This window comes from Mesorhizobium sp. M0410, assembly GCF_040321435.1.
GTDB lineage: Bacteria > Pseudomonadota > Alphaproteobacteria > Rhizobiales > Rhizobiaceae > Mesorhizobium.
In genome coordinates, this window is sequence record NZ_JAMYRN010000002.1 from 287,947 (window position 1) to 314,087 (window position 26,141).

Sequence of the window (26,141 nt, forward strand, 5' to 3'; positions counted from 1 at the left end):
TCAACATACGCTGCGTCATCGGTCTCAAAGCCACTCCAGGCGCCGGCCGTCCAGTCTGAGCACGCGGTCCTGCGGCACGTCCATGCTGACCGCATCTTGTTCGGACATCCCCAGTACCAAGCGGAACATTACGCGCATGACGCCACCATGGGTCACGCAGACCGTCTGGCGATCGAGCGCGTCGAACCACGGCTTCACCCGTTCGAGCAGCATCTGATAGCTTTCGGCGCCTTCGCCGGGCGGCTGGAAATTCCATTTATCGAGCCGGCGGCGCCTGGTCGAACCAGGATTGTTCGCCTCGAGTTCGGCAAAGGTGAAACCCTGCCAGTCGCCAAAGCTCAATTCCACGAGCAGCGGCTCGGTACGATAGGCGTGCGGATCGAGCTTCATCGCCGCGCGCAGGCGCTCCATCGTCTCGCGCGTGCGCCGCATCGGGCTGGCGACAAAGTCGAAATCTTCGGGCTTGTCGATGAGTTCGGCCAGCCTGCGCCCGTTGCGGCTAGCCTGCTCGCGGCCAAGCTCGTCGAGGTCGGTATCGGCCTGCCCCTGCAGCCGGGCCTCGGCGTTCCACGCCGTCTGGCCGTGGCGCACGATATAGACGAGCGGGTACATCAGGTCTTCCGGAGGAGGTCAGGCGGTGGCGTCAGTCCTTGACCGTCGAAATATCCGGCGCGTCGACCGCCTTCATGCCGACAACATGATAGCCGGAATCGACATGATGGATCTCGCCGGTGACGCCACGCGAAAGGTCGGACACGAAATAGACGCCGGAATCGCCAACCTCCTCCTGCGTGACCGTCTGCTTCAACGGCGAATTGTATTCGTTCCATTTCAGGATATAGCGGAAATCGCCGATGCCGGATGCGGCAAGCGTCTTGATCGGGCCGGCGGAGATCGCGTTGACACGGATCTTCTTGGCGCCGAGATCGACGGCCAGATAGCGCACGCTGGCTTCGAGTGCCGCCTTGGCGACACCCATGACGTTGTAGTGCGGCATCACCTTTTCCGCGCCGTAATAGGTCAGCGTCAGCAGCGAGCCGCCGTCGGTCATCAGCGCCTCGGCACGTTTGGCAATGGTCGTGAAGGAATAGACCGAAATATCCATGGTGCGCAGGAAATTATCGCGCGTCGTCTCGACATAGCGGCCGGTCAGCTCGTCCTTGTCGGAAAAGGCGATAGCGTGGACGAGGAAATCGAGCTTGCCCCAATGGCTGGCGATATCGGCGAACACCGCATCGAGGCTGGCCGGGTCGGTCACATCGCAGTGGCCGGCGACATGCGCGCCCAGTTCCGCCGCGAGCGGCTCGACACGTTTCTTGAACGCCTCGCCCTGATAAGTCAGCGCGATCTCGGCGCCGTGATCGACACAGGCCCTGGCGATGCCGTAAGCGATCGAGCGATTGTTGGCGATGCCAAGGATAAGGCCGCGCTTGCCGGCCATAAGGCCCCGTTCACCCGCCATGTCAGCGCTCTCCGCAAGGTTCTCTGCTTTGTGGAGTGCCTATCGCACAGCCACAGTGCCCCTTCAAGCGTTCAAAGCGGACAGTTCGGGGGACAAAGCCGCTGGTCTACAGAGCCGCGAGTCCTTTTGGGCGCGCAAAGGACGCTGTAGCGCTTTGACCTTGGAGTGGCGGGCCAGTGGAAAAATCCGACGCCAGTATCGGTGTCACGGCGGAAGATGACCCTTTGGCAGAAGTTTCGTTGGCCGGCGGCCGAAGCCACGGTCATGACCCCGAGCCGACTTCCATACTTTGGGCCGTGGACGACCGCTTTGCGGTGCGCCGGGAGCGGACGTCTGGGCTTAGGCCGTCGAATGTCTGCCTTTGGACAAAAAATTTGACGTTGAGTCCGCCAACCCACAGGCGAGAGGTCCTGAGCAGCCGTCGCACCTTCCGGCGATCGCCGCTCAGTAATTTGTGCTCTGTCATACTTTTGATAGTATGCCCTGTCAGCGAGGGTGACATGTCGCATAAGAGCCGAGTTGATGTTCCGAAGGCGGGGACTGGCTCGCGCCTTCCGATCGGCAAAGGGTTGATGGATGACGGTGTCGAGACCCGTCACGAACGGCGCATACTAACCGCTCTTTGCTACGATCTCGTAGGCTCCACCGAGCTGCTGGGCCTGCTCGGCATCGAAGATTTTGAGGAACTTATCTTGGCGTTTCAAATGGCCGCCAAGGAAGCGATTGTATCGTGCTCCGGAACCGTGACGGTCGAGGTCGGCGACGGCGGCGTCGCTGTGTTCCCAGTCGATCTGGGTGCGAAGGATGCGGCGTCGCTGACGATCAGCGCCGGGCTTGGGATCGTCAGGGCGTGCAAGCTCCTTGCCGCGGAGAAAGGGAGGAGCGACCTGCATGTAAGGGTAGGCGTGGCGACCTCGATGACGCTAATCCTGAAGGGCGACACCGCTGTAGCGCAGGACACGGTAACCGGCCCTGCATTTGCGCTGGCAACCAGGCTGCAGGCAATTGCCCGGCCGGATACCGTCGTCGTGTGCAACGAGACGCGTAATCTGGCACGGCGCTCACACGTATTTAGCTTCTACGGTTCTCACGTCATCAAAGGCTTCGCGCAACCCGAGCAGGTCTGGCAGGCGCTGAGTCACAAGCGGGGGGTAGACCGTTTCTCCGCGTTCGGACGCCTCACCAGCCCCTTGGTCGACCGTACGGATGAGGCCGAGCTGATCCACGAATGTTGGAATGAGGCCGTTTCGGGACGTGGCCAAGTCGTAGTGATCGAGGGCGAGGCCGGCATTGGCAAGTCGCGCATCCTACACGAGGTGCGCCGGCGAACGCGCTTCCAACGCAACAGGTTGCTCCTCTTCCAATGTATGCCAGGCGACTCGCGTTCGACGCTGTATCCACTGCGGCAGGCGATGCTGGGCAATTTCGACGACGGCGAGCGTGCACTCACCCCTGCGCTTGTAGCAGAGGTGTTCGCAGCACATGACATTCACGACGCCGAAGTCGTCGACATCTTTTCTTTTCTGCTCGGCGTGGAAGGCGCGAGGTCCGGTTTCCATGAGATGGATCCGGAAGTGATCCGAGAGAAAGCCGGTTGGGCTGCGCGCCATGCGTTACAAGCAACGTGCGCCAGTGGCCCAGTGATCTTGATCGCTGAGGATATTCACTGGATCGACCTTACGTCGAAGCAACTGCTGGGTGAACTTGCAAAACTGGTTCCTAGTTGCCCCGTGCTCTTGATCGCAACGACGAGGCCGGGATCTGGCGACTGGCTGGATGAAAAAAGCAAGCATGTCCTGCTCGCTCCCCTTGAGCATGCCGACACCTTGCGGGCAATCGCGACGATGTGGCCTCAGGGCAAGCGAGCGCCCGCGCCTGAGCTGATAGAGTTGGTCGAGCGCGTCACCGGCGGTGTACCCCTGTTCATCGAGGAGGTTTGCCAATGGATGGCGGAGAATGCCGCTAGCGGTACTGAGCACCTGCCACAGGGTGTTTCGCTCGGCCGCGCGGCGGTGTTGGAAACAGTGTTGGACGCCCGGCTCGAGCCTCTCGGCCGCGCCCGCGAGGTGGCGCGCGCGGCCGCCGTCGCCGGCAACAGATTCAGCCTGGACTTGCTGTCGGCGCTCTTGCCGGAATTTGACCCGGGCACAATCTCTGCGGCGCTCAATGCCCTGGCCGAGGCTGGCTTCGTACGCGCCAGGCATGCAGCAGCAACAGTGTACGCGTTTCGGCATGCGCTTATCCAAGAAACGATCTATAGTGGAACACTACGGAAACGGCGCCGGACCCTGCATCAGCGTCTTTATGCGGTGGCTAGTGGCAACCGCAGCCTCGTTGGCTGGCTAACAACGGCAGCTCTTGCCGATCATGCTGAGCGAGGTGGCCTGCTTGACGAAGCGATCGGCGAGTTCGTCAATGCCGGCATGGAAAGCTCGTCCCGCTCGGCTATGGCTGAGGCAAGGCAGCTGCTCGAGCATGCCATTGCGCTTTGCGGGCAGGTTTCTGATCATGACAAACGGGATGCGCTGCGGCTCTCGGCGATGGTGGCGCTCGGGCCGATATTGACCGCTGTCGAAGGGCCAAATTCCGAGCACGCCCGCAGGCTCTACGACGAAGGCGTAAATATCGCACGGCGTCGGCCGATAGCGGAGCGCGCCAAGTGGTTCCCGATCTATTGGGGTTGGTGGTTCACGGGTTCGGTCGTTGATGGCGAGCGGGCGCAGGCCGTCGTCAGTGATCTAAAGGAGGTTAACGACCCCGAGATTCAGCTTCAGGCTAGGCACTGCTTGTGGGCAGTCGATTTCAATCGCGGAGACCATGGTGGATGCATAGCCGCGGTTGATGCTGGATTGCCGCACTATGACGTGGGCCAGGGGCACGCGAATGCCACGCGTTTTGGGGGGCACGACGCGCGCGTGTGCGGCTTGGCGCATCGTGCACTGTCGCTGTGGTTCTCGGGACGTGCAACGAGCGCTCTCCGCTCCATGTCGGAGGCCCGCCGCTGGGCTCAGCAGACTGGCCATGTCAGCAGCATCGCGCATGCCTGTATCAACGGCGCGATGCTGAGTTGCTATCGCCGCGACTTCGCTTCGTTGCGTGACGTGATTGAGGATCTGCGGCAGCTGACCGCGCTTCATCACCTGCCTTCGCTAGTCGTCTCGGCACAAATCTTCGAGGGCTGGTGCGATGGCAACGCTGGCCACCTCGAGCGGGGCAAGGACAAGATGCGTGAGGCCCTCGGCCTGCATGGACAAGTGCAGACACCTGAGGACGAGGCCGTCTATTGCGGCATGCTGGCGGAACTTCTCGCGCGCTCGGGTGAGATCAGTGGCGCGCTTGCCCTGCTTCATTCGGCGGTGGCGCAGGCCGAGGCGGGTGGCAGTCGATATTGGCTGGCGGAACTACATCGGCGAATTGCACAACTTCTCGTCCTTGACGGCGCGGCAGCTGGCCAGGTGGCAGCTGCCCTTGAGAAGAGCCTCAATACTGCAGCCGAGCAAAATGCCGTGCCCATCCTCATCGCGGCCTACGAGACGCTCAGCGTGTCAAATCTCTCGCCCGTCCTGCTTCGGAGCTACAACGACCGTATCGAAGCGGCAAGGAAGTCGGTTGAGCCCGGCGAACCGCTGATCGTCAACCCTGAGCCGGAACTGCGGGCCAGCCGATAGTGGAACAATATGAGCGCCTTGGTCCTCCGGCAGACGAAGCGCTGACGTATCTGATGTCGATGCGACAAGCGTTGGGCATCACCCGTATTGCGGACATTACCGGCCTGGACCGTGTCGGCATCCCGGTCGTGCAGGCAACGAGGCCGTTCTCGTTTTCAAACGCGGTCGCGCAGGGAAAGGGTGCCAGCCTGGCTCGCGCTGCCATATCGGCCATTTTGGAATCCGCTGAGAGCTTTTTCGCCGAGCGCATCGAATATCTTGATGCAGCTTACGCTTCGGCCACTTTACTCGGCATACCCTACGGGCGATTTGAGACGTGGCTGCGAGAGCCCGCCCCTGCTGATTGGCGCGGCCGAAAAATCGCTTGGATGGAGGCGGAGAACCTGCTGGGCGGCGGCCGCGACTTCGTTCCGCTGGAATTGGTGCACACGGCCTATCTCGTACCGCCCAGCCCCTGTGACGGAATTTTCACGCCAACCACAACCGGACTGGCGGCCGCGCTTGATGAAGCAGACGCCATCACACACGGCATATTGGAATGCGTCGAACGCGATGCGATCGCCCGCGCTCTCAAGACGCATGGTTTTCTGCAACACCAGCGAATCGATCCAGCGACCATCGATGACGCAAGGGTCTTGGCTTTATTGGATGAACTCGCACGAAAAGACATGATCGTCGGCCTTTGGCTCGCGCCGTCGCCTGTTGGCCTGCCTGTGATTTGGTGCCATCTGATTGAGAGCAATCCTCGAGAGACGGCATTGCTCCATCTGCCGGCCGACGGCTCGGCCGCTGCATTCGATCCGGCGGCAGCTGCCGTCCAAGCGATCCATGAGGCGGCGCAGGCGCGGCTTGCGGCGATCTCGGGTGCGCGCGACGACATGACCCGGGCGTCTTATCCGAAATATCCCGACTGGCAGCTTATCGAGGCGCACCGCCAGCTGATCACCGGCGGCCGCAAGGACGTGAGTTTCGCCCGCCAGCCTGCCGATCGAGCGGCGAGCGGGCAGACCTTGCGTGGCAGCCTTCTCGCACGACTGGAGGAAAGCGGAATCAGCGCGGTGTATCTGATCCGCCTCAACACCAGCCCTTGGAACCGACTGTCGGCCGTCAGGATAGTTATCCCGCAATTGTACCCTTTAGTGGAGTGACCGGATGCGACCTCGGCTCGTTTTCACCGGCCCCACGCTATCGCATCCAGAGGCACAGCAGGTGGCCGACGTGATCTGCCTGGCGCCCGCGGTACAAGGCTCGATCATAGCCGCGGTGCAGCGTTATGACCCGGCTGCAATTGTCATCATAGACGGCGCTTTCCAGGCTGAGCCGGCAGTGAGGCACAAGGAGATACTGTGGGCGATCAGCCAGGCCATCCCGGTAATTGGTGCGGGAAGCATGGGAGCCTTGCGAGCCGCCGAGCTTTACCCGTACATGCACGGCGTTGGCCTTATCTATCGATGGTATCGCCGCTTCGCTTTCCTGCCTGATGACGCAGTGGCAGTGCTGTACGGTCCGAAGGCGGTGAATTTTTCGCCACTAACGCACGCTTTGGTTGATTTGCGAATAACCGTCCGCGCCGCTTGGAGGCGGAACCTGATCTCCACCGATTTGTCAGGAAAGCTTGGGAATACGGCCCGGAACCTCAATTTTAGGGAACGTACGCTGTCGCGAATGGTCCGCGAGACATTACCGGAAGCCGGTGACCATGATATCGAAGCCTGCCGGCAAATTCTCGCAGGAGCTTTCGTTCAGCAAAAGAAACGCGACGCACTGTCGGCTCTGCAACTTATGAGAGAAAAGGCATTGGTGCCGGCGGAATTGAAGAATTTCAGAATGACGGTCGCGTTTGTCCAGGATTTGGAGGACGCCGGCTTAGCAATCTGACGACAGAGTTGCCGGTGATACCTGGTGCAATTTACGAAGTGCAGGCTTCGTGCTAGTGTTGCCGACTATGAGAGGGGCCGCGCAGTTGAACGCGCTCGATGTCGCCGGTCGGGCGGGGATGTCGGCTGGAACGCGCTTCCTGCTATACCCACAAGCGCCTCACGTTTCTGGGTACGAGAAACCCGAGGCGGTCTGGATTTCAACATCGCCTGGTTTGATCCATCCGGGCCCGGAGGATCATCGCATATATGTGCGTGATCCCGTGCTGGACAAGCAGCCGTACGAGTATCCTTACCTGCCGCCCTTTGTTGGCGCGTATTTCCCACCAGCCGGACCCGGCCTTGATGGTCATTTCGACCACCTCTCTCTTCAGTCGCGCCAGTTCCTGGCAGCGCATGCGTTCGCGGCCGCGAGCCGGGTGCTGGACATCTGGGAAAGCTATCTGGGCAAGCCGATTGTCTGGTACTTCGCCGAAACATACGAGCGGCTTGAGATCATTCCCTGGCTTGACTGGGAGAATGCGCAATCGGGGTTTGGATATCTGGAGCTTGGCCGCGAGCGTGGAGCCGACGGGCGCGGCCATCCGTACGCCCTCAACTTCGACGTGATCGCGCACGAAATGGGTCACGCCATACTCTTTTCTCTCTTCGGAGTGCCCACGCAAGGCCTGCAGGACGGCGACTTCGGGCCGTTCCACGAAGCCAACGCCGATCTTATTTCGCTGCTTTCGTTCCTGCATTTCGACAGCGGGATGGATCGATTGTTACGGCACAGCCAGGCAAACCTGCTTGTCCTCAACGAGCTCAACCGCATCGCCGAACTGACGGGCGACCGCCAGATCCGCCTTGCCAGTAACTCGCGCAAGATGACGGAAGTGACCGAAGAGATTCATGACCGGTCTCGCCCATTCACGGGAGCGGTGTTCGATACTCTGGTCGATCTCTACCATGCCGGCCTGGTGCGGCAGGGCTTGGCCGACGAGCGCCTGCTTGGCTTCGACATCAGGCAGGTTGGCGAAGCCGACATGCGGCACATCTCCGACTTCACGGGCGATGCATTCCGGGCCCGTCCGTTCCTTTTTAAGACCGAGCTAATCAAGGCGCGCGACGATGTCGCGCTTGGGCTTGCGCGCGCGTGGACACGCCTCGATGCCGATCATCTCACATTCGCAGTCGCAGCCTCCACCATCATCGAAGTGTCCGACCGCATCCGCCCGGCCATAGCGGCAAGCTTCGAAGAGAATTTCAGGTGGCGGGAAATTTTATGAATTGGTGATTGCAACGGAGGGTAACAACATGAGCGACGATTTTCATCGACCGACTTACACCACGAAAGATCCCCATGGAGCATTTAACGCCACACAAGTGCGCCTCTATGGAATACCTGGTCTTGGTCTTCCTATATCAAGCAAAAAGAAAAAGACACTGGAGCCAATAACAGGAAAATACAAGAATCATTCTATAATAATAGCAAAGATACTTGATGACGGCGATCCTGATGACAAAAGAATTTTACGGTTTAAGAAATATCTTAGTAAAACCCCACCTAACAATAGCAGTTATGTGTTTGTTAATTCGATCGTAAATAGGTTTATGCTTATGCTTGGGGCGATTGATATAAACCCAGCAAATGGTGATAAAGAAATACTTAGTTGCGGTATAATATTTGGATATGCCTACGAGGGTCATACTTATGATCTCCCGAAGCCCAAGGTAATGTTAATTCCAGCAAATCCGGAGGCAGATATTCCTGAAGACGACTCCAACTATAAATCCAAGGAGAGTGAAGGATACGCCGTCTGGATCGTTGATAAGCTCGACAAATGCGTGGAGATTGAAGTGAATCAGGGTTTCGTCGAGCAGATTGTTCTTGACGCGAATCTACCGGGCAAAAGCTCGCCCACAATGTACGCGTCCCGAATGATGATGGGGCACCGCGGGGGAAGACTTGGCGACTGATAGACGCTAGTCTAGTGCGCGCATGGCCGATCGCGAGTTGTGGTCGGCCAGCCCAGTGGCGCTGGTTGCTCGTTTCATGTCGATAACCGACGGCATGAAACCACTCATGCCCGCTTTTCACACATGGTATCAAGCGCCGGCCTTTTCGACCGTCAGCTCTTTCGCCGGCGCATCAGCGCCTCTAGCTCGGCGTCGCCGCCTTCCGGCAGCATCAGCCGCACATGCGCGTAGAGATCGCCGTGACCGCCGGCCTTTTCCGGCAGGCCCCTGCCCTTCAGCCGCAGAACCTTGTCCGAGCTCGACCAAGGGGGGACGTTGACCGCAATCCTGCCGGTCGGGGTTTCGACCGCCACCTTGGCGCCATGCACCGCATCGGCCAGTTCCACCGGCAGGTCGACATGCAGGTCGCGGCCCTCGACGCGGTAGCGCGGATGCCGGCGGAAACGGATCTTGACCAGTGCATCGCCCGGCTGCCCCGGTCCTTGCTCACCCTGGCCTTTCAACCGGATGGTCTGACCGTCCTCGACATAGGCCGGCAACTTGACCGCCATCTTGCGGCCGTCGGGGAACATCGCCGTCACTTTCTCGGCGGTTGCGGCCTCCTCGATGGTCACGTCCAGCGTGACGTTGAGGTCGGCTGCGGTCGGCATCCGGCGGCCGGCGCCCATGCCGGCTCCGCGCTGCTGGCTGAAAGCATCGCCGAAGATCTGGCTGAAGATGTCGCTGTTGCCGTCGAACGGATCACCGCCGGGACGGCCGGTGCGGAATTCGAAATGCGCGCCGCCCGGCCCTTGCTGCCGGCGGAAACCGGCGAAAGGATCGGCGCCGCCGGCCGCACTCTCGAAACCCTGGAACCGCGGTTTGCCTTCGGCGTCGATCTCACCGCGATCGAAAGCCGCCCGGTTCTTCTCGTCGCCGACGATCTCGTAAGCCTGGTTGGCGGCGGCAAAACGCTCCTTTGCCTTGGGATCCGGATTCTGGTCCGGATGATACTTCTTGGCGAGCTTTCGGTACGCCGATTTTATGTCCTTGGCCGATGCGTTCTTGGCAACGCCCAGCACCTCATAGGGGTCGCGCATGCTTACTGCCCTGGAGAAGGAGTGGTTCCATGATCGCCTCCTATATGCGCTTGCATAGGAAGAAATTCCAGTGGCTTACCACTATGTCTCCGGCGGAAAATCAGAGCGCCTTGAAATCCTGCATTCGCCAGGCGCTGCCGCCGGCCAGGCATACTTCGCCTTTGAACAGCGCGACGCCGTCGAAGCTCTCGCGTGAAGCGGTGAAGCGACGGCATGTCTCGCCGTTAGCCCTGAATTCCGCGAGCTCGGTGATGGAGCCGCGCGAGCCGGTATCGGCATTTGCCCACGGAACGGCCTGCCCGGCCAGTTGCTCAACGTCGGCGGAGGACACGGCGTTGCGGATCGTGGCCTGGTCGGAGGCGCGGTCCTGATCGAGCGGCGTGACCGAGACCGGCGTGCTCGAGGTCAGTATCGAGCGGTCGACCTCCGTCTGCTCCAGGCTGAAGCCGCCCCCGCCACAGGCGGCAAGCGGCAGGATGATTGTCACGATCATGGCTTTGGCACTGGCCGAAGCGATAACGCTCCATTGCCCACTGTCAAAAGCTTGCGCGATACGCGACAATCGGCAATCTCCCCAGCCGGCGACAAATTTGGGAAAACTATGAGCGAAACCGGGTTAACAAGCGGTGACTTTACCGAGGCAGCGGAGCCGTTCCGGCTTTTTGCGGCGTGGCTCGACGACGCGACGAAGAGCGAGATCAACGACCCCAACAGCGTGGCGCTGGCGACGGTCGACGCCGAGGGTATGCCGAATGTGCGCATGGTGCTGCTCAAGGGCTTCGATGAGGGCGGCTTTGTCTTCTACACGAATTTCGAGAGCGCCAAGGGCCGCGAGATCCTGGGCAGCATGAAAGCGGCGATGTGCTTCCACTGGAAATCGCTGCGCCGGCAGGTGCGGGCGCGCGGCCCGGTGGAGATCGTCACCGACGCCGAAGCCGATGCCTATTACGCGACGCGCCCGCGCGGCAGCCGCATCGGCGCGTGGGCGTCCAAGCAGTCGCGGCCGCTGGAAAGCCGCTTCGCGCTGGAAAAGGCGGTCGCCGAATACACGGCGCGCCACGCGATCGGCGACATCCCGCGGCCAAAACACTGGTCGGGCTTCCGCATCGTGCCGCAGACCATCGAGTTCTGGCACGACCGTCCGTTCCGGCTGCACGACCGTGTCGTCTTTTCGCGCAACGCCGAGGGCGGCTGGGACAAGGTGAGGCTTTATCCGTAGAGGACGATGCGGCAATCCTTGACGAACCACTTTGGTTCACTAATAATCATAGTGAACCAGAGGAATGTGGCCATGACGGCTTTTACCGTGCGCGTTCGTGACGAAACTGCAGACCGGCTAGACCGGCTTGCCGAGAAGCTCGACCGCTCGCGCTCCTACGTGGCTGCGAAGGCCATTGAGGATTTTGTAGCCCGTGAGGAATGGCAACTCGCCGAGATAGAGGCAGGATTGGCTGAAGCCTCGCAAGGCGATTTTGCGGGTGCCAGCGACGTAGAGGCTGTCGTTAGAAAATACGTTAAATCCACCCGCCAGGCATGAGCCATAAGCGAATCCGCTGGACCAAGCGGGCGTTGCGGCGGCTTGATGAAATCGGCACGCATGTTGAGAAAGACAATCCCGAGGCGGCCGCGAGGATCATTGCGCGCATCGTAACGGCGGCGGAACATCTCACCGAACAGCCGGCGATGGGGCGCATCGGGCGCATCAAGGGGACACGCGAACTCGTCTTGGTCGATGTGCCGTATATCGTCCCTTGTCCCATCGACGGCGAAACTGTCGAAATCCTCACCGTCATGCACGCCGCGCAGCGCTAGCCGCAGGCCATGTAAGTCGCATCGAGACACAGGAGATCAGGCTCCTGCGCGACCCATGCCGGGCTATAGAGACCTGGCGTTTCCAATCCCACGATCACGATCTCGTGTGCGTGAAACGTTCCAGCTTGCCGCAACGAACCAGGAAAGGGCTCAACGCGCCGCTGGCGCAAATTCAGGAGGACGCAATGCATTCACTCAGGTTGGTCACGATGGCCGGTCTCGTCGGCCTTTTCGCTTCGCAGGCCTTTGCGGAAGACACGATGGGGACAATGACGATGATGAAGGGTGGGGAGGTCATGGCGATCATGCCCGATGGGCATATGGGCACCATGATGCCCGACGCGAAGATGAGCGCCGAAATGATGAAAATGGCGAAACCGATCAAGCATTGCATGATGTTGATGACCGACGCCAAAGGCAAGACATTCATGATCGACACGTCTTCGGCAAAGGCTCAGGCCGAATGTAAGAAAATGGCGATGTGACAAAGAGAGCGTGGCGAAACCGCCCGCCGGTCGCTGCCGGCGGGTCCACGATGCGAGACAAGGCCAGGGTCTAGGCCTTTTTCCTGGCCATGAAGGCCGTCAAGGCTGCGCGGGCCTCCTCGGATTTGAGCCGCTCGCGGAAATGCTGGCTTTCCTTGCCGATGCGCTCGACAAGGTCGTCGCGCGAGCCGCGCATCAGGTCGCGCGCGATCCTTAGCGCTTGCGGCGGTTTGGCCGAGATCTGGCCCGCCGCCGCCAATACCGATGCTTCGAGTGCCTCTTCCTCGACCACCTCGTAGATCAGCCCGGCGGCCTTGGCGCGCTCGGCCGAAAAGCCCTCGCCGAGGCCAAGCAGCGCGAAGGCGCCTTGCCGGCCAAGGATCTGCGGTGCGAGCAGGCTCGATCCTGCCTCCGGCACAAGGCCGAGATCGACGAAGGGCGTCCGGAACATTGTGCGCGGCGTGGCGAAGGTCAGGTCGCAATGCAGGTTGAGCGTGGTGCCGATACCGACCGCAATGCCGTCGACGCCGGAAACCATCGGCTTCTCCGCTTTGGCCAGCGCCATCAGGAAATCCCAGACTTCGGTACCGCCTTCGCCGCCCGAGGCGACGACCATGAAATCGGCAAGATCGTTACCGGACGAGAAGGCACCGGGCACGCCGAGAAAGACATGGACGCGGATTGCCGGATCGGCGTCGCCGCCGGCAAGAGCCGCCGACATCGTCGCGTACATGGCGCGGGTCAGGGCGTTCTTCTTGTCCGGACGGTTCATGCGGATGATCTGGATGGCACCCTGGCGTTCGACGAGGATGTGGTCTGTCACGGATTGGTCCTTTGTGAATTTCGGGCCTTTGTGAATTTCGGCGCGTGCGAACGTCAGGCTGAAATCAGCGCTTTGCCGGCAACGGCAAGGCTGTCGGCGCCGCCGATGACGCGCTCCTTGAGCGCGCCCGCTTCGCCAAGCAGGTTCTCGGCGAAGAACCGACACAGCGCGATGCGGCTTTGGTCGGCAAGCGCGCCGCGCGCCAGATAGGCGCCGCCGGCGGCAAGCGAGATCAGCCTGAGATAAGGTGTGGCGCCGGCCAACGCCTGGTCCGGACGGCCTTCGGCCTGCAGGTCTTGCAGGGAACGGCTCGCCTGTGACAGGTCATCAAGCGCCTGGTCGAGGCGATCGGCGGTGCGGCCAAAGCCCTCAAGGTTCGACGCTCGCACCGCATCGGCGACGGCCTTGAGCTCGGCGATGTAGCCATGCACATGCTGACCGCCGCCGAGCGGCAGCTTGCGCGTCACCAGATCGATCGCCTGGATGCCATTGGTGCCTTCGTAAATGGGTGCAATGCGCGCGTCGCGATAAAGCGCCGCTGCCCCTGTCTCCTCGATGAATCCCATGCCGCCATGCACCTGCAGCCCAAGCGAGGCGACCTCGACGCCAACATCGGTGGAAAACGCCTTGGCCAGCGGCGTCAAGAGATTGGCGCGCTCCTGCCAGTGCTTTGCATCCTCGCTCCGCGACGCGAGATCGATGGCGTGGGCGCAGGAATAGCAGATGGCGCGGGCAATCTGGGTCAGCGCCTTCATGGTCAGAAGACTGCGCTGGATGTCGGGGTGATGCACGATCGGCGCCATGCCGGCACCGCGATAGCTCGCCGCCTTGCCTTGCCGGCGGTCGTTTGCATAGGCGAGCGCCTTTTGCATCGCCGCCTCGGCGACCGCCACGCCCTGCATGCCGACGGCAAGGCGCGCGTTGTTCATCATGGTGAACATGCAGGCGAGGCCCTTGTTCTCCTCGCCGACCAGCCAACCGATCGCGCCGGGCGCAGCGCCTTCGAAGCCATCGCCATAGATCATCGTGCAGGTCGGCGAAGCGTGGATGCCCAGTTTGTGCTCCAGCCCGGAGCAGAAGACGTCGTTTCGTGCGCCCAGCGCGCCATCGTCGCCGACGAGGAATTTCGGTACCAGGAACAAAGACAGGCCGCGCGTACCGGGCGGTGCGTCCGGCAGCCGCGCCAGCACCAGATGGATGATGTTGTCGGTGAAATCGTGCTCGCCATAGGTGATGAATATCTTTTGCCCGAAGATGCGGTAGCTGCCGTCGCCGACCGGTTCGGCGCGGGTTCGCAAGGCATTCAGGTCCGAGCCTGCCTGTGGCTCGGTCAGGTTCATGGTGCCCATCCATTCGCCGGAGACCAGTTTTTCCAGATATTTGGCCTTGAGCGCCTGCGAGCCATGCTTGTCGAGTGCTTCGACCGCGCCCATGGTCAGCGTCGGGGCGATGCCGAACGCCATCGAGGCGGAGTTCCACATTTCAAGCGCGGCGACGCCGAGCATGGCCGGCAGCGCCTGGCCGCCATACGCTTCCGGCGCCGACAGCGCATTCCAGCCACCGCCGATCCAGCGGCGATAAAGTTCTTTCCAGCCCGGCGGGGTAGTGACGGCAGCGCCGTTGAGCACCGCGCCGTGCTGGTCGCCGATCGTGTAGAGCGGCGCCACCTCCTCGCTGGCGAAGCGGCCGGCCTCGGCCAGAATGGCGTCAACGAGGTCCTCACCGAGTTCGCCAAAGGTGCCGGCATCGAGCGCCGGCTTCAAGCCGGCGACATGCTTCAGGGTGAAGGCGATTTCCTCGACCGGTGCCCGATACATGGCGCTCGCTCCTCCTCCGTCCGGCCGCCCTCAGTCCGGAAGGTCTACTTAAGACCCGTGCCGAGGCAAAATCATCTGCTTTCGGCTTCCCTGGCGATCTTCTTTTTACGTAAACGTCAAACTTTGTCACGCGGATTTTGCCAATTGCTGCGACGCAGGCTAAATTCGCCAAAAGCCGGGATAAGTTCGACCGGCGGAATCAGGAATACCGGATCGGACCGCCCGTGCTCGCCAGACCTGACGCCTATCGCTGCATCGAATGCGGCCTGCCCTACCGGGCGACCGGTTTTTGCTATCACGAAGGTAAGATGGAGAACGGAGCAGGCTATTGGTCTGATCGCGGCATATTGTGCTCGCCGCAATGCTCGCTCGCCCGTCACCGTAAGCGCGAGACGGCGGGAACGCTGTCGCAAGTGCCGGCGCCCGACCCGTTTCAAACCCGCTCTCGACATTGACGACCATCAAAACCATCGACGGAGAAGCTGTCCGAGCCGTGGCGTCCCCGGGCCGCGATCGAGAGCATTTCCTTAACCATGGCCGTTCAGGATATGGCTTTGGCCAGCAAGGATCTGCTGTTTGAAGACGCCGGCGCGCCCCCTTGTCCGCTCAGCGCTTCTCCTTGTCGCGGCCGCGATGACCCTGGCGCTGAAGCCGGCAAAGGCCTCGGATTTCTCCGAACCGTGGAAGGATGCGGACCGGGCACTGGTCGTCGACGCCTACGAATACAATTCCATCGACTGGACCCGGCTAGCCGACGACAAGCGTCTTGTCGGCTTCATCAACAAGGCATCGGACGGAATGCCGCCACCCTATTTCTGTTTCGGCGACGAGACCGAGCTGCGGCTGTGCAAGACGCTCTGGAAACGCCATGCGATGGCACAGGAACTGTTCCAGACGCGCAAGGTGGTGGCCAAGGCACTGGGCCTGAAATGGGGTGCCTATCATCTCGCCCGCCCCGGCAACCCCGTGGGACAGGCCAATAATTTCATCAATTTCGTGAAACCCGGGCCGGATGACCTGCTTGCCCTCGATATCGAGGACGATGATCCCACCCAATGGATGTCGCTCGAGGATGCCGAGGAATTCGTGCGCCATGTGCATCGTCGGGTTGGCCGCTTTCCGGTGCTCTACACCAACGGCACGACAGCCCGGCATATCGCCGACAACAAGTATAAATACCCGCTCCTGTCCCGGCTGCCGCTGTGGTATGCGCGCTACAAGCCAGACATCGGCCTGCATTTTCCGATGGGCAACTGGCAGGGGTATGCGCTCTGGCAGTTTTCGGCGCGAGCAAATTGCGGCCGGTTCCGCTGTCCCTACCGGGTCGCGGGCACACCTAACGATATCGACGTCAGCGTCGCGCCGATGAACGCGACGGAATTGCGCGCGCAGTGGCCGTTCGGCGGCCTGATCGACGTGCAGCCGGATTATCTCGCCTTGATACCGGTGCCGCTCTCACGCGAGGCGGGGCTCGCCGGCACTGCCATGACCTACGCCACCGTGGCAGCACCCCCGAGCCTCGAGCAACTGGTCGCGGTACTCAGGGCGCGCTTGGCCAGCTTCAGCAGCGGCTTTCAAATGCCGGCTGCGAAGACGACGCCGAGCCTTCCCCGCGGGATTGCCGAATATGTCGCCTGGATGCGAAACGAAAAGCGTGCGGCCTCGGTGTCCGCAATTGCCCCCACCGCCGGTGCGGTCAGCACCGTCTCGACCGAATTTGACCGCGGCCTGCACTGAAGCCGGAGGCCGCCTGAAGCGTCAGTTCGACTGCTCGCGCGCCAGTGCCAGCCAGCCAATGTCACGGCGGCAAAAGCCTTGCGGCCAGTCGATCCTGTCGAGCGCGGCGTAAGCCCTCTTCTGCGCCTCGCCGACGGTGCGGCCGGTCGCCGTGATGTTGAGCACGCGACCGCCATTGGCGACGAGTGCACCGCCGTTTATGGCGGTGCCGGCATGAAATATCTCGACGCCCTCGCCCGCCGCCGCCTCGACGCCGCGGATGACCGAGCCCTTTTCCGGCGCTCCGGGATAACCCCTGGCCGCCATCACCACGGTGAGCGCCGCGTCGTCGCGCCAGCGCACCGAGGTGTGCGCCAGTTGGCCGTCAGCGGCGGCGTTGAGCAGGACGAGCAGATCGTCCTTCAGCCGCATCATCAGCACCTGGCATTCCGGGTCGCCGAAGCGGGTGTTGTATTCGATCAGCTTCGGCCCCTTGTCAGTAATCATCAGCCCGGCGAACAGCACGCCGGAAAACGGAGCGCCTGTTTCAGCCATGCCGCGCATGGTCGGCTCGACGATCTCGCGCATGGTTCGGTCGATCATCTCCGGCGTCATCACCGGCGCCGGCGAATAGGCGCCCATGCCGCCGGTGTTCGGGCCGGTGTCGCCGTCACTGAGGCGCTTATGGTCCTGCGCCGTGCCAAAGGGCAGCGCGGTGGTGCCGTCGCACAGGCAGAAGAAACTTGCTTCTTCACCGACGAGAAACTCCTCGACCACCACTTCCGCGCCGGCTTGGCCGAAAGAGCCATCAAAACAGGCGTCGAGCGCGGTCCGCGCCTCGTCAAGCGTCATGGCGACGGTGACGCCCTTGCCGGCAGCTAGGCCGTCGGCCTTGATGACGATCGGCGCACCCGTCTTCTCGACATACGCCCTGGCCGAAGCCAGATCGCCGAAGCGGCCATAGGCGGCGGTCGGGACGCCGTATTTGGCGCAGAGGTCTTTGGTGAAACCCTTTGATCCTTCCAGCCGTGCCGCCGCCTTTGACGGGCCGAAGACGCGGATGCCCTCGGCGCGCAGGTCGTCGGCAATGCCGGCGACCAGCGGCCCTTCCGGCCCGACCACGACGAGGTCTATTTCATTCTCGCGGCAAAACCGGGCCACCGCCGTGTGATCCGCAATATCGAGCCTCACCAGCTCGGCTTCGCGGCCGATCCCCGGATTGCCGGGCACCGCATAGAGTTTGGTCAGCAGCGGTGACGCCGCCATCTTCCATGCCAGCGCATGTTCTCGTCCGCCGGAGCCGATCAGTAAAACACGCATGCCCAGATTCCTCGTCATTCCAAGACCAGGACTGCGCTATTGCGCCGCGCCCGACGGGTCAAGACATTTGGCTGCCGAAGCGCCGATTGCGCGTGGCGAGCCTGCGGGGGCTGCTTGACGCTTGACGGCATTCGCCTCTGCTGCCACTTCAGCAAAATGGAAACCGTCCAGTCGAAAGCGGCCCAAGGCCGCGTCGCCGATGCGCCGAGCGGCCACTGGGTTTATCGCGCGCTGCCGCGGGGGTTGTGGCCCTATGCGCAGCTTGCCCGGTGGGACCGGCCGATCGGCTGGCAATTGCTGCTGTGGCCATGCTGGTGGTCGGCTGCACTTGCCGCGAGCGCCTATCCGCGTCCGACGGATCCGCTGCTCTCGCTGCTGCCGTCGCCGTGGTACCTGCTGCTGTTTTTTCTCGGTGCGTTCGCCATGCGTGGCGCCGGCTGCACCTACAATGATTTGGTCGACGAGGACATAGACAACCAGGTGGAACGCACGCGCTCGCGGCCGCTGCCGGCCGGCAAGGTCACGCGCCGACAGGCCTGGATGTTTGTTGCCCTGCAGGCACTGGTCGGCCTCGCCGTGCTTTTGCAGTTCAACAGCTTTGCCATGTCGCTGGGCATCGGCTCGCTGGCCATCGTCGCCATCTATCCGTTCATGAAGCGATATACCAATTGGCCGCAACTGGTTCTCGGCCTTGCCTTTTCCTGGGGAGCGCTGATGGGATGGGCGGTCGAGTTCGGCGATCTCGATGGGCCGGCAATCATGCTCTACATCGGCTCGATCCTGTGGGTGATCGGCTACGACACGATCTATGCGCATCAGGACAAGGAAGACGACGCCATCGTCGGCGTGCGCTCGACGGCGCGCCTGTTCGGCGATAACACCAGAGCCTGGCTGGCCGGGCTTTATGGCGGAGCGCTGGTCTGCTTCGCCATTGCCTTTGCCTCGGCGCAGGCACCGGTGCCGGCGCTCGCCGGGCTGATCGCCGCCGGCGCGCATATGACCCGGCAGATCGCCGTGCTCGACATCGACAATCCGGACCAGTGCCTAAGGCTGTTCAGATCGAACAACCAGGTCGGCTGGCTGATCTTCCTCGGCCTGATCGGCGGCGCGGCCTGGGTGACGCTGAAGCCGCTGGTTTAGCTACTCCCGCGAAATAAGCTCCTCGCCGCCGATGACCAGCCTGAGGCCGAGATCGCCGGCGCGGCGGCGGGCGAGGAAGCGCGGGCGGCGCATGGTCGAGACGCGACCCTTGCGGCGGTCCTGCGCCGGCAGCGCCTTGATGGCGGCGCCGAGCGATTCTTCCAGCGTGCGGGCAATGCCGTCGGCCTCGATCAGCAGCATGGGCAGGCGGTAGGCGTCGGCCCAGGCGCGCCAGTCGGCGGCGACGTCATCGAGATCGTCGGCGACCAGCAGCGGCACCGACAGCATCGGGTCGTTGTGCAGAAGCTCGAGTGTCACTGTGACATTGCCATCCGGATCCTCCATGGCGCGGGCGGCGACGCCGCGAAACGCGTTGGCGGGCAGAGCGATGATCGCCGGCACGCCGCTCATCTCCAGCGTGCGGCGGATAAACGCGCCGCGCTGGTCGATGGTGAAGGTAACGTCGCCATAGTCGTCGCGCGTGGCGTAGCTCACCACCTGCGGCAGGCGGAATGGATCAAGGCGCATATTGCGCCCGGCCCAGACTGGCTTCAGTCCAGTGTTCATATTGTGCCTTTCCTGTTTCTCCTGAGAGCCGGTGTTTCCGGTTCTCCGGGCCGGTTTTCCCAGCCTCGTTGTGGAGAAACATTAGCGCGAGCTTCTTATCCTCGCGCTTAAGAAAGTCGGTTAAATTTTGCTGATCCGGGGCGGATGGTTATCGGATTGCGAACCGGCGCAGGCCGGCGAAAGGATCAGATAACCTTACCGGGATTCATGATGCCGGCCGGGTCGAACGCGGCCTTCACCCTGCGCATCAGCTCGATTGCCATCGGCGGCGCCGTCGCGATCAATTCGTCCCGCTTCAACTGGCCGATGCCGTGCTCGGCCGAGATGGAGCCATGAAACGAGCGCACGACGTCGTGCACGGCCTTGTTCATGACGTGGTAAAGGCCGAGAAACGCCTCGTCATCGCCGTCGACCGGCCGGGAGATATTGTAGTGCAGGTTGCCGTCGCCCATGTGGCCGAAGCAGACGACGCGTGCGCCGGGACTGACCGACTGCACGGCGCCGGCGGCGCTTTCGATGAATGGCGGGATTAATGCTACCGGCACCGAGATGTCGTGCTTGATCGAGGCACCTTCCGGTTTCTGCGCCTCGGGCAGCACCTCGCGGAAATTCCAGAACGCGTCGCCCTGGGCCATGCTTGCCGCGATCACCGCATCGCCGACGATCCCTTGCTCGAGGCCTGCCTCCAGCACCTCCTCGATCAGGGCCCTGGCATCGTCGGCCGAACGGCCCGACGAGATCTGCATCAGCACATACCACGGCCAATCGCCGGCCAGCGGCCGCACCACGCCTTGCGCGTGGGCAAGCGTAGAGTCGTAGGGCCTCTGGCCGATCAGCTCGAAGGCGGTGAGCGCTGCCCCGGCACGATCCATCGCCAGGCTGAACAGCGACAGTGCCGCCTCCGGCGATGACAGGCCGGCAAACGCCACCTCGCGCCCCTTCGGCTTGGGGAAAAGCTTGAGCACGGCGGCGGTGATGATGCCGAGCGTGCCTTCCGCGCCGACGAACAGGTTCTTCAAATCGTAACCGGTATTGTCCTTTTTCAGCTTGCGCAGATCGTCGAACACTTCGCCGGTCGGCAGCACCACTTCGACGCCGAGGCACAGCTCGCGCGCATTGCCGTAGGCAAGCACGCCGGTGCCGCCGGCGTTGGAGGAGAGATTGCCGCCGATCTGGCAGGAGCCTTGCGCGGCAAGCGACAGCGGAAACAGCCGGTCGGCGGCATCGGCCGCTTCCTGCAGCGTCTGCAGGATGACGCCGGTTTCGACCGTCACCGTGTTGGACAGCGTATCGATTTCGCGGATGCGGTTCAGCCGCGACAGCGATAGCACGATCTCGCGACCGGAAGCATCGGGCACCTGGGCACCGACTAGCCCGGTGTTGCCGCTTTGCGGCACGATGGGCGTGCCGGTTTCGGTCGCCAGTCGCATGATGCGGCTGACCTCCTCGACGGTCCCCGGCCTCAGCACCAGCGCCGTCCTGCCGTGCCAAAGTCCGCGCCGCTCGGCGAGGTAAGGCGCGATGTCCTGCTGGTCGCGCAGCGCATATTTGTCGCCGACGATTGTCGCAAAGCGCGCGACGACGGCGGGGTCGAGACCTGGGGAAATGTCATTCATGTGTGGAAACTATGGTGCCCAATCCATCTTGTCACGAGGGGCGATCTTGTCACGCGGGGCGGCGGCGCGCCAAAGCCTGTCGTTGATCGCCTCGCCCAAGCCGTCGAACGGGATCGGCTCGACAGCGATGGTTTTGGCGCCGCTGCGATCGAGATCCTGCAGATGAGCGAAGAGATTGCTTGCTGCCTCGCGCAGGTCGCCGGTCTCCGACAGATTGCGCAGTGCGGCTGCATCGTGCCAGCCTTCGGCACGGCTGCGGCCGAAGGCCAGCAAGGCTTCGCCCGGTGCGACCTCCGCAGCATTGAGCCGTACCGCCGCACCTGGTGCATAGTGCGAGGCGAGCATGCCGGGCGCCTCGACGGCCGAAGCGCCGCGCAGCAACTTCACCCCGGCGACTGCTTCGATCTCTTCGGCGGCAATACCGCCCGGCCGCAACAGCCGCAGCTTTCCAGCTTCGACCTTGAGGATGGTCGATTCCAGCCCGACCGTCGTCGCGCCGCCATCGACCACCAGCTTGATCCTGGGGCCGAGGTCGGCGGCCACGGCTTCCGCCGTCGTGGCGCTGATCCTGCCCGAGGAATTGGCGCTGGGCGCCGCCAGCGCGCGACCGAACCTGGCGATCAGCTCGCCGCCAAAGCCTTTCGGCATGCGCAGCGCGATGGTGTCCAGCCCTGCGGTGACCAGCGGATGAATGCCGTTGCCGGGCCGTTGCGGCAGGACGAGCGTCAGCGGCCCCGGCCAGAATGCCTGCGCCAATCTTTCCGACAGCGGATCGAACAGCGCGATGCGCTCGGCCATCGCCGGATCGGCAATATGGGCGATCAGCGGGTTGAAGCGAGGTCGGCCCTTGGCTTCGAAGATACGAGCCACGGCAACGCCGTTGGTCGCGTCGCCGGCCAGCCCATAGACGGTTTCGGTCGGGATGGCGACGACATCGCCGCTCTCGAGCAGCGCCAACGCCCTTTCCATCGCCTCGCCCACGGCACGAATTTCAGCCACTGTCGCCACCTCACGGATGCGGGTGCCTAATACGGCGACGCCGGGCGGGCAAGCCCAGGCGTCGGCGAATCGCAAATCGCTAAAATGCTATGTTTCCTCGCAAGCCGGCATCAATTGCCCTCGGCTAGGGTGCCGTCTTCTTGGACAAGGGGAACTATCATGCTTTCGATGCGTATCGTTGGTGCGCTTGGCCTGGCGGTTATGGCCGGCACGGCGCAGGCTTCATCGCTCGTTTTTGTCGGGCAGACGACGGCAACGCCGTCGGTGGTAAGTGCCAGCGCGCTCGAACGGGCGAAAACACCGTCGATCGTCGCGCTCGGCGAGAAGTTGCCTGACGTCAATGAAAACGTCACCGATGAAAAGGTCGCGGCAATCCCGAGCCAGCCGAGTCATGGCTTCGACGGAAGCCCGATGATCATTCGCGGCGGTATCGTCGGCGATGCCTTTGCAACGCCCGCGCCCAAAGCCGCGCCGGCCACCGCTACCGCGCCCGCCGCGAACAGCAAGGCCGATCCAAAGGTCGCCAGCAAAACCCCTGAGCCGGCCGCGCCGCAGCCTGCGCCGCCAGGAGCTCCCGACCAGCCCAAATAGGGCCTGAAGCACAAGCGATGATTTTTTCGCGGATGTCAGCCGGCTATTTTCGAGAAATCGGCGACCCGGTCCGTCGCCGCGCGGATGCGGGCGAGCAATGCCAGGCGATTGGCGCGCACCGCCTGGTCCTCATCGTTTACCAGGACTTTCTCAAAGAATGAATCAACTGGCTCGCGCAACACGCTAAGCGCCAGCATGGCGGCGGAAAAGTCTTCGTTTTGAATTGCTTCGCCGGCTTGCCTCTCGGCCTGATTGACCGCCGCAAACAAGGTTTTCTCGGCGTTCTCCCGGAACAGAGCCGGCTCAACGCGGCTTGCGATTGCCGTCCCCTTCTTCTCTTCGGCAGCCACAATGTTGGCCGCGCGCTTGGTGCCGGCAAGCAGGTTTTTGCCGTCCTCGGTGTCGAGGAAGGAGCCAAGGGCCTCGACACGGCGGACGATCTGCAGGAGATCGTCGTTTTGCGATAGGCCAATCTCCCCCCTAGAGGGGGAGATGCCCGGCAGGGCGGAGGGGGGCGCGACAGAATGAGAGGCTGGCGGGACAGCGCCCTCCTCTGTCGGCTTCGCCGACATCTCCCCCTCTAGGGGGGAGATTGGGCGCGAACCTGCCGCCAACACCGCGTCGATCAGATCATGCCGCGCGCCCTGGTCGCGGAGATAGACCTTTAGGCGATCGTGGAAGAAGGCGAGGAGGTTATCTTCTTTGTTCGTCAAAGATTCGCCCAACGCGGGCGCGGCGTCCGCAATCTCAGATCTCTTTGTTGCGATGTACTCGTTCAAGGTCCGACGAAGTGTTCGTGGCTCAAGGAACGATCCGGTCGATCTCAAAGCCTCAAACTCATGGCCAATCTTATTGCCGTATAGGTGCTTAGCAATTGCAAGCCAGTTGTCGTGCCACGACGCCAAAAGGCTTATCCTCACCTCATTCTCGACCAAGATCCGGATCACCCCCAGCGCCGCCCTTCTCAGCGCGTAGGGGTCCTTCGATCCGGTCGGCTTTTCATCAATCGCCCAGAAGCCGACCAGCGTATCGAGCTTGTCTGAGAGCGCCACGGCGACCGATACCGGATCGGTCGGCACGCGGTCGGACGGGCCCTGCGGCTTGTAGTGCTCCTCGATCGCGGCGGCGACCGAAGGATGCTCGCCTTGCAGCAGCGCGTATTTGCGGCCCATGGCGCCTTGCAGTTCCGGGAACTCGCCGACCACCTCGGTGGTGAGGTCGGCCTTGGCGAGGACGGCAGCACGACGTGCGAGCGCGGTAATCTCCCCCCTCGAGGGGGAGATGTCGCCGAAGGCGACAGAGGGGGTCGGCACGTCCTGATGCGGCTTCCTATTTTGGACAGAGGACGCCGGCGCTTCACGCGAGGCGACCCCCTCTGGCCTGCCGGCCATCTCCCCCTCGAGGGGGGAGATCGACTGCGCCACGATTGGTGCCAGTTCTTCGGCCAACCTGGCAATCCGCTCCACCCGCTCGCCTTGCGTGCCGAGCTTGGCATGAAACGTTACATTGAGGTGGTCGAGGCGGGCCATGCGCTGGTCGAGCGGCTTTTTGAGATCAAGTCCGAACTTTTGCGCCGATGCCTGCAACTGGTCGAGATCCGGCAGGTCGCCCTGGTCGGTCTTCCAGAAATAGAGCGCGTCGGACAGGCGCGCGCGCACCACCTTGCCGTTGCCGTGGGCGATCTCCTTGCCGCCGTCCTTGGCCTCGATGTTGGCGGTCAGGATAAAGCGGTTGGAGAGCGGCGACTGGCTGATCTCCCCCCTTGAGGGGGAGATGGCCGGTAGGCCAGAGGGGGTCGGCACAACCTGACGCGACTCCCTATCGCGGACAGGGGATGCCGCCGATCCACGCGAGGCGACCCCCTCTGTCGGCTGCGGCGACATCTCCCCCTCGAGGGGGGAGATTTGGCGCGTCGTGACGAAACACTTCTGGTTGGCGCGGATGGTGAGCCGGATCACCTCGGCCGGAATGGTCAGAAAGTCCTGCTCGAATTCGCCCATCAGCACGACCGGCCATTCGACCAGGCCCGACACTTCCTCCAGCAGCCCGTCGTCCTCGACGAGGTCGAGCCCGCTGGCGAAGGCGAGGTTCCTGGCATCGGCAAGAATGATCTCCTTGCGTCGGTCGGCATCGAGCACGACCTTGGCCGCCTCAAGCTTGGCGACATAATCGTCGAAGCGGCGCACCGTGATGGCGCCCGGCGCATGAAAACGGTGGCCGTAGGTGACATTGCCCGAGCGGATGCCGTCGATCTCGAAATCGACCACCACCGGCTCCTCGGTTTCGGGGCCGAAGGTGCACAGGATCGATTGCAGCGGCCGCACCCAGCGCAACGAGCCGGGCTTGGCCGAAGCCGGCCCCCAGCGCATCGATTTCGGCCAGGGAAAGTTGCGGATGATGCCCGGCACCAGCTCGGCGATGATCTGCTCGGCCGGCCGGCCCGGCCTGGCAATATGGGCGACATAGAAGTCGCCCTTCTTCGGATCGGAATGAACATGCGCGTCGGCAATCGAGGCAAGGCCGGCCTTGCGCAGAAAACCTTGCACCGCCTGCTCGGGCGCCTTGGTCGAGGGGCCCTTGATCTCCTCGTTTATGTCCTTCGAGCGGGCGGTCAGACCGCGGATGTCGAGCGCCAGCCGGCGCGGCGTCCAATATTCGCGCGCCGCCTCATAAGTCAGCCCGGCTTCGACCAGACCGTCGGTCAGCAGCTTCTTCAGGTCGCCGGCAGCTTTTCTCTGCATACGAGCAGGAATCTCTTCCGAACGGAGTTCTAAAAGCAGGTCGGGCATTGAGTGTGCTCACGCGGCAAATGGTCCGGGCGGGGCATAGCAACTCGGCCGGCCGCTGTCACCCTTCCCAGCAAAGTCGGGCCTGCACGATCGCGGCATCCAACGGCGATTTCCGAAAAAATTCATCCGCCTGTCGGACACGAAGCGGTCCGCCCGTCCTTGGGTCAAAGATTTCCATCAACCGAACGCAGCGCTGAAGCGACCGACGCTCAGGCAGAGAACTATTGGCTAAACGAATGAAAACGGCATCGACATTCCTGCAGATCCTCGCGCTCAGCGCCTGTTTTACAGCACAGGTGCATGGCACGTTCTCGATGCCCGGCGTCAGGCAAGCGCTGCGGACAATAGCCGGTGCAAGCGGCCAAGGTACGTTGCCAATCAGCGCTCCTGTCGAAATCGCCTGGAGCTAATGTGCATGTCG

25 protein-coding genes are annotated in these 26,141 nt (G+C 62.5%); 14 read left to right on the forward strand and 11 right to left on the reverse strand.

What is annotated here, in order from left to right:
- Window positions 1-24 precede the first annotated feature (24 nt).
- Window positions 25-612, reverse strand: a complete 588-nt coding sequence (locus tag NKI63_RS03480; RefSeq protein WP_352476657.1) for a histidine phosphatase family protein — start codon at window positions 610-612, stop codon at window positions 25-27.
- A 31-nt stretch (window positions 613-643) separates the two neighbouring features.
- Window positions 644-1,462: an enoyl-ACP reductase FabI gene (gene fabI / locus NKI63_RS03485; protein WP_352777192.1), complete on the reverse strand. Its 819-nt coding sequence runs from the start codon at window positions 1,460-1,462 to the stop codon at window positions 644-646.
- Window positions 1,463-1,962: 500 nt separating this feature from the next.
- Between fabI and NKI63_RS03490 the strand changes: the two genes are divergently transcribed.
- From NKI63_RS03490 to NKI63_RS03510, 5 genes are all read left to right on the forward strand, one after another.
- Window positions 1,963-5,130, forward strand: coding sequence for an ATP-binding protein (locus tag NKI63_RS03490; protein ID WP_352689738.1), 3,168 nt, complete (start codon window positions 1,963-1,965; stop codon window positions 5,128-5,130).
- The gene (locus NKI63_RS03495; RefSeq protein ID WP_352689739.1) at window positions 5,130-6,278 is read left to right on the forward strand and encodes a YcaO-like family protein; all 1,149 of its coding nucleotides are present in this window, start codon (window positions 5,130-5,132) and stop codon (window positions 6,276-6,278) included. The genes NKI63_RS03490 and NKI63_RS03495 overlap by 1 nt, the downstream gene beginning before the upstream one ends.
- Window positions 6,279-6,339: 61 nt before the next feature.
- The gene (locus tag NKI63_RS03500) at window positions 6,340-7,008 is read left to right on the forward strand and encodes a TfuA-like protein (RefSeq protein ID WP_352505228.1); all 669 of its coding nucleotides are present in this window, start codon (window positions 6,340-6,342) and stop codon (window positions 7,006-7,008) included.
- An 85-nt stretch (window positions 7,009-7,093) separates the two neighbouring features.
- The gene (locus NKI63_RS03505) at window positions 7,094-8,275 is read left to right on the forward strand and encodes a gluzincin family metallopeptidase (protein WP_352689740.1); all 1,182 of its coding nucleotides are present in this window, start codon (window positions 7,094-7,096) and stop codon (window positions 8,273-8,275) included.
- Window positions 8,276-8,303: 28 nt separating this feature from the next.
- On the forward strand, window positions 8,304-8,966 hold the full coding sequence (locus NKI63_RS03510; protein WP_352689741.1) for a hypothetical protein: 663 nt from the start codon (window positions 8,304-8,306) through the stop codon (window positions 8,964-8,966).
- A gap of 152 nt (window positions 8,967-9,118) precedes the next feature.
- Here NKI63_RS03510 and NKI63_RS03515 read toward each other — a convergent pair whose 3' ends face one another.
- Both NKI63_RS03515 and NKI63_RS03520 read right to left on the reverse strand, forming a co-directional pair.
- A complete protein-coding gene (locus tag NKI63_RS03515; RefSeq protein WP_352689742.1) occupies window positions 9,119-10,045 on the reverse strand; it encodes a DnaJ C-terminal domain-containing protein in 927 nt (308 codons plus the stop codon).
- 100 nt (window positions 10,046-10,145) lie between these two features.
- Window positions 10,146-10,607 (reverse strand): RT0821/Lpp0805 family surface protein, encoded by a 462-nt coding sequence (locus NKI63_RS03520; RefSeq protein ID WP_352689743.1) that lies wholly within the window; start codon window positions 10,605-10,607, stop codon window positions 10,146-10,148.
- A 39-nt stretch (window positions 10,608-10,646) separates the two neighbouring features.
- Between NKI63_RS03520 and pdxH the strand changes: the two genes are divergently transcribed.
- The 4 genes from pdxH (at window position 10,647) to NKI63_RS03540 (ending at window position 12,342) form a co-directional block, all read left to right on the forward strand.
- Window positions 10,647-11,264, forward strand: coding sequence for a pyridoxamine 5'-phosphate oxidase (gene pdxH, locus NKI63_RS03525; RefSeq protein ID WP_292663882.1), 618 nt, complete (start codon window positions 10,647-10,649; stop codon window positions 11,262-11,264).
- Between the two features lie 72 nt (window positions 11,265-11,336).
- Window positions 11,337-11,582, forward strand: coding sequence for a CopG family ribbon-helix-helix protein (locus tag NKI63_RS03530; RefSeq protein ID WP_352645874.1), 246 nt, complete (start codon window positions 11,337-11,339; stop codon window positions 11,580-11,582).
- Complete coding sequence (locus NKI63_RS03535) at window positions 11,579-11,857, forward strand: type II toxin-antitoxin system RelE/ParE family toxin (RefSeq protein ID WP_352689744.1); 279 nt, start codon at window positions 11,579-11,581, stop codon at window positions 11,855-11,857. The genes NKI63_RS03530 and NKI63_RS03535 overlap by 4 nt, the downstream gene beginning before the upstream one ends.
- A gap of 269 nt (window positions 11,858-12,126) precedes the next feature.
- The gene (locus NKI63_RS03540; protein WP_352476647.1) at window positions 12,127-12,342 is read left to right on the forward strand and encodes a hypothetical protein; all 216 of its coding nucleotides are present in this window, start codon (window positions 12,127-12,129) and stop codon (window positions 12,340-12,342) included.
- Window positions 12,343-12,412: 70 nt separating this feature from the next.
- Here the strand turns inward: NKI63_RS03540 and NKI63_RS03545 are convergent, their stop codons facing one another.
- Window positions 12,413-13,165 carry a crotonase/enoyl-CoA hydratase family protein gene (locus NKI63_RS03545; RefSeq protein ID WP_352689746.1) on the reverse strand — a complete coding sequence of 251 codons (753 nt, stop codon included), beginning with the start codon at window positions 13,163-13,165 and terminating at the stop codon, window positions 12,413-12,415.
- Between the two features lie 53 nt (window positions 13,166-13,218).
- Entirely contained in the window at window positions 13,219-14,982 is a 1,764-nt protein-coding gene (locus tag NKI63_RS03550; protein ID WP_352689747.1) for an acyl-CoA dehydrogenase family protein, read from the reverse strand.
- A gap of 224 nt (window positions 14,983-15,206) precedes the next feature.
- Here NKI63_RS03550 and NKI63_RS03555 point away from each other — a divergent pair, with 224 nt between their 5' ends.
- Together NKI63_RS03555 and NKI63_RS03560 are read left to right on the forward strand one after the other, a co-directional pair.
- On the forward strand, window positions 15,207-15,437 hold the full coding sequence (locus tag NKI63_RS03555) for a hypothetical protein (RefSeq protein WP_352689748.1): 231 nt from the start codon (window positions 15,207-15,209) through the stop codon (window positions 15,435-15,437).
- A 121-nt stretch (window positions 15,438-15,558) separates the two neighbouring features.
- Window positions 15,559-16,719 (forward strand): glycoside hydrolase family 25 protein, encoded by a 1,161-nt coding sequence (locus NKI63_RS03560; protein ID WP_352689749.1) that lies wholly within the window; start codon window positions 15,559-15,561, stop codon window positions 16,717-16,719.
- 21 nt (window positions 16,720-16,740) lie between these two features.
- On the opposite strand, the gene purD is transcribed toward NKI63_RS03560, so the two are convergent.
- Window positions 16,741-18,018, reverse strand: a complete 1,278-nt coding sequence (gene purD, locus NKI63_RS03565; RefSeq protein WP_352689750.1) for a phosphoribosylamine--glycine ligase — start codon at window positions 18,016-18,018, stop codon at window positions 16,741-16,743.
- Between the two features lie 156 nt (window positions 18,019-18,174).
- Here purD and ubiA point away from each other — a divergent pair, with 156 nt between their 5' ends.
- Window positions 18,175-19,158, forward strand: a complete 984-nt coding sequence (gene ubiA, locus NKI63_RS03570) for a 4-hydroxybenzoate octaprenyltransferase (RefSeq protein ID WP_352820507.1) — start codon at window positions 18,175-18,177, stop codon at window positions 19,156-19,158.
- Here the strand turns inward: ubiA and NKI63_RS03575 are convergent, their stop codons facing one another.
- From NKI63_RS03575 to NKI63_RS03585, 3 genes are all read right to left on the reverse strand, one after another.
- Window positions 19,159-19,725 (reverse strand): DUF6101 family protein, encoded by a 567-nt coding sequence (locus NKI63_RS03575; RefSeq protein WP_352689752.1) that lies wholly within the window; start codon window positions 19,723-19,725, stop codon window positions 19,159-19,161.
- 185 nt (window positions 19,726-19,910) lie between these two features.
- Entirely contained in the window at window positions 19,911-21,341 is a 1,431-nt protein-coding gene (locus NKI63_RS03580) for an FAD-binding oxidoreductase (protein ID WP_352505235.1), read from the reverse strand.
- Between the two features lie 9 nt (window positions 21,342-21,350).
- Entirely contained in the window at window positions 21,351-22,340 is a 990-nt protein-coding gene (locus NKI63_RS03585) for an L-threonylcarbamoyladenylate synthase (protein WP_352505236.1), read from the reverse strand.
- Between the two features lie 201 nt (window positions 22,341-22,541).
- Between NKI63_RS03585 and NKI63_RS03590 the strand changes: the two genes are divergently transcribed.
- The gene (locus NKI63_RS03590) at window positions 22,542-22,931 is read left to right on the forward strand and encodes a hypothetical protein (protein ID WP_352505237.1); all 390 of its coding nucleotides are present in this window, start codon (window positions 22,542-22,544) and stop codon (window positions 22,929-22,931) included.
- Window positions 22,932-22,966: 35 nt separating this feature from the next.
- Here the strand turns inward: NKI63_RS03590 and NKI63_RS03595 are convergent, their stop codons facing one another.
- A complete protein-coding gene (locus tag NKI63_RS03595; RefSeq protein WP_352505238.1) occupies window positions 22,967-25,720 on the reverse strand; it encodes a glycine--tRNA ligase subunit beta in 2,754 nt (917 codons plus the stop codon).
- A 236-nt stretch (window positions 25,721-25,956) separates the two neighbouring features.
- Here NKI63_RS03595 and NKI63_RS03600 point away from each other — a divergent pair, with 236 nt between their 5' ends.
- Window positions 25,957-26,130 carry a hypothetical protein gene (locus NKI63_RS03600; protein ID WP_023674088.1) on the forward strand — a complete coding sequence of 58 codons (174 nt, stop codon included), beginning with the start codon at window positions 25,957-25,959 and terminating at the stop codon, window positions 26,128-26,130.
- Window positions 26,131-26,141 lie beyond the last annotated feature (11 nt).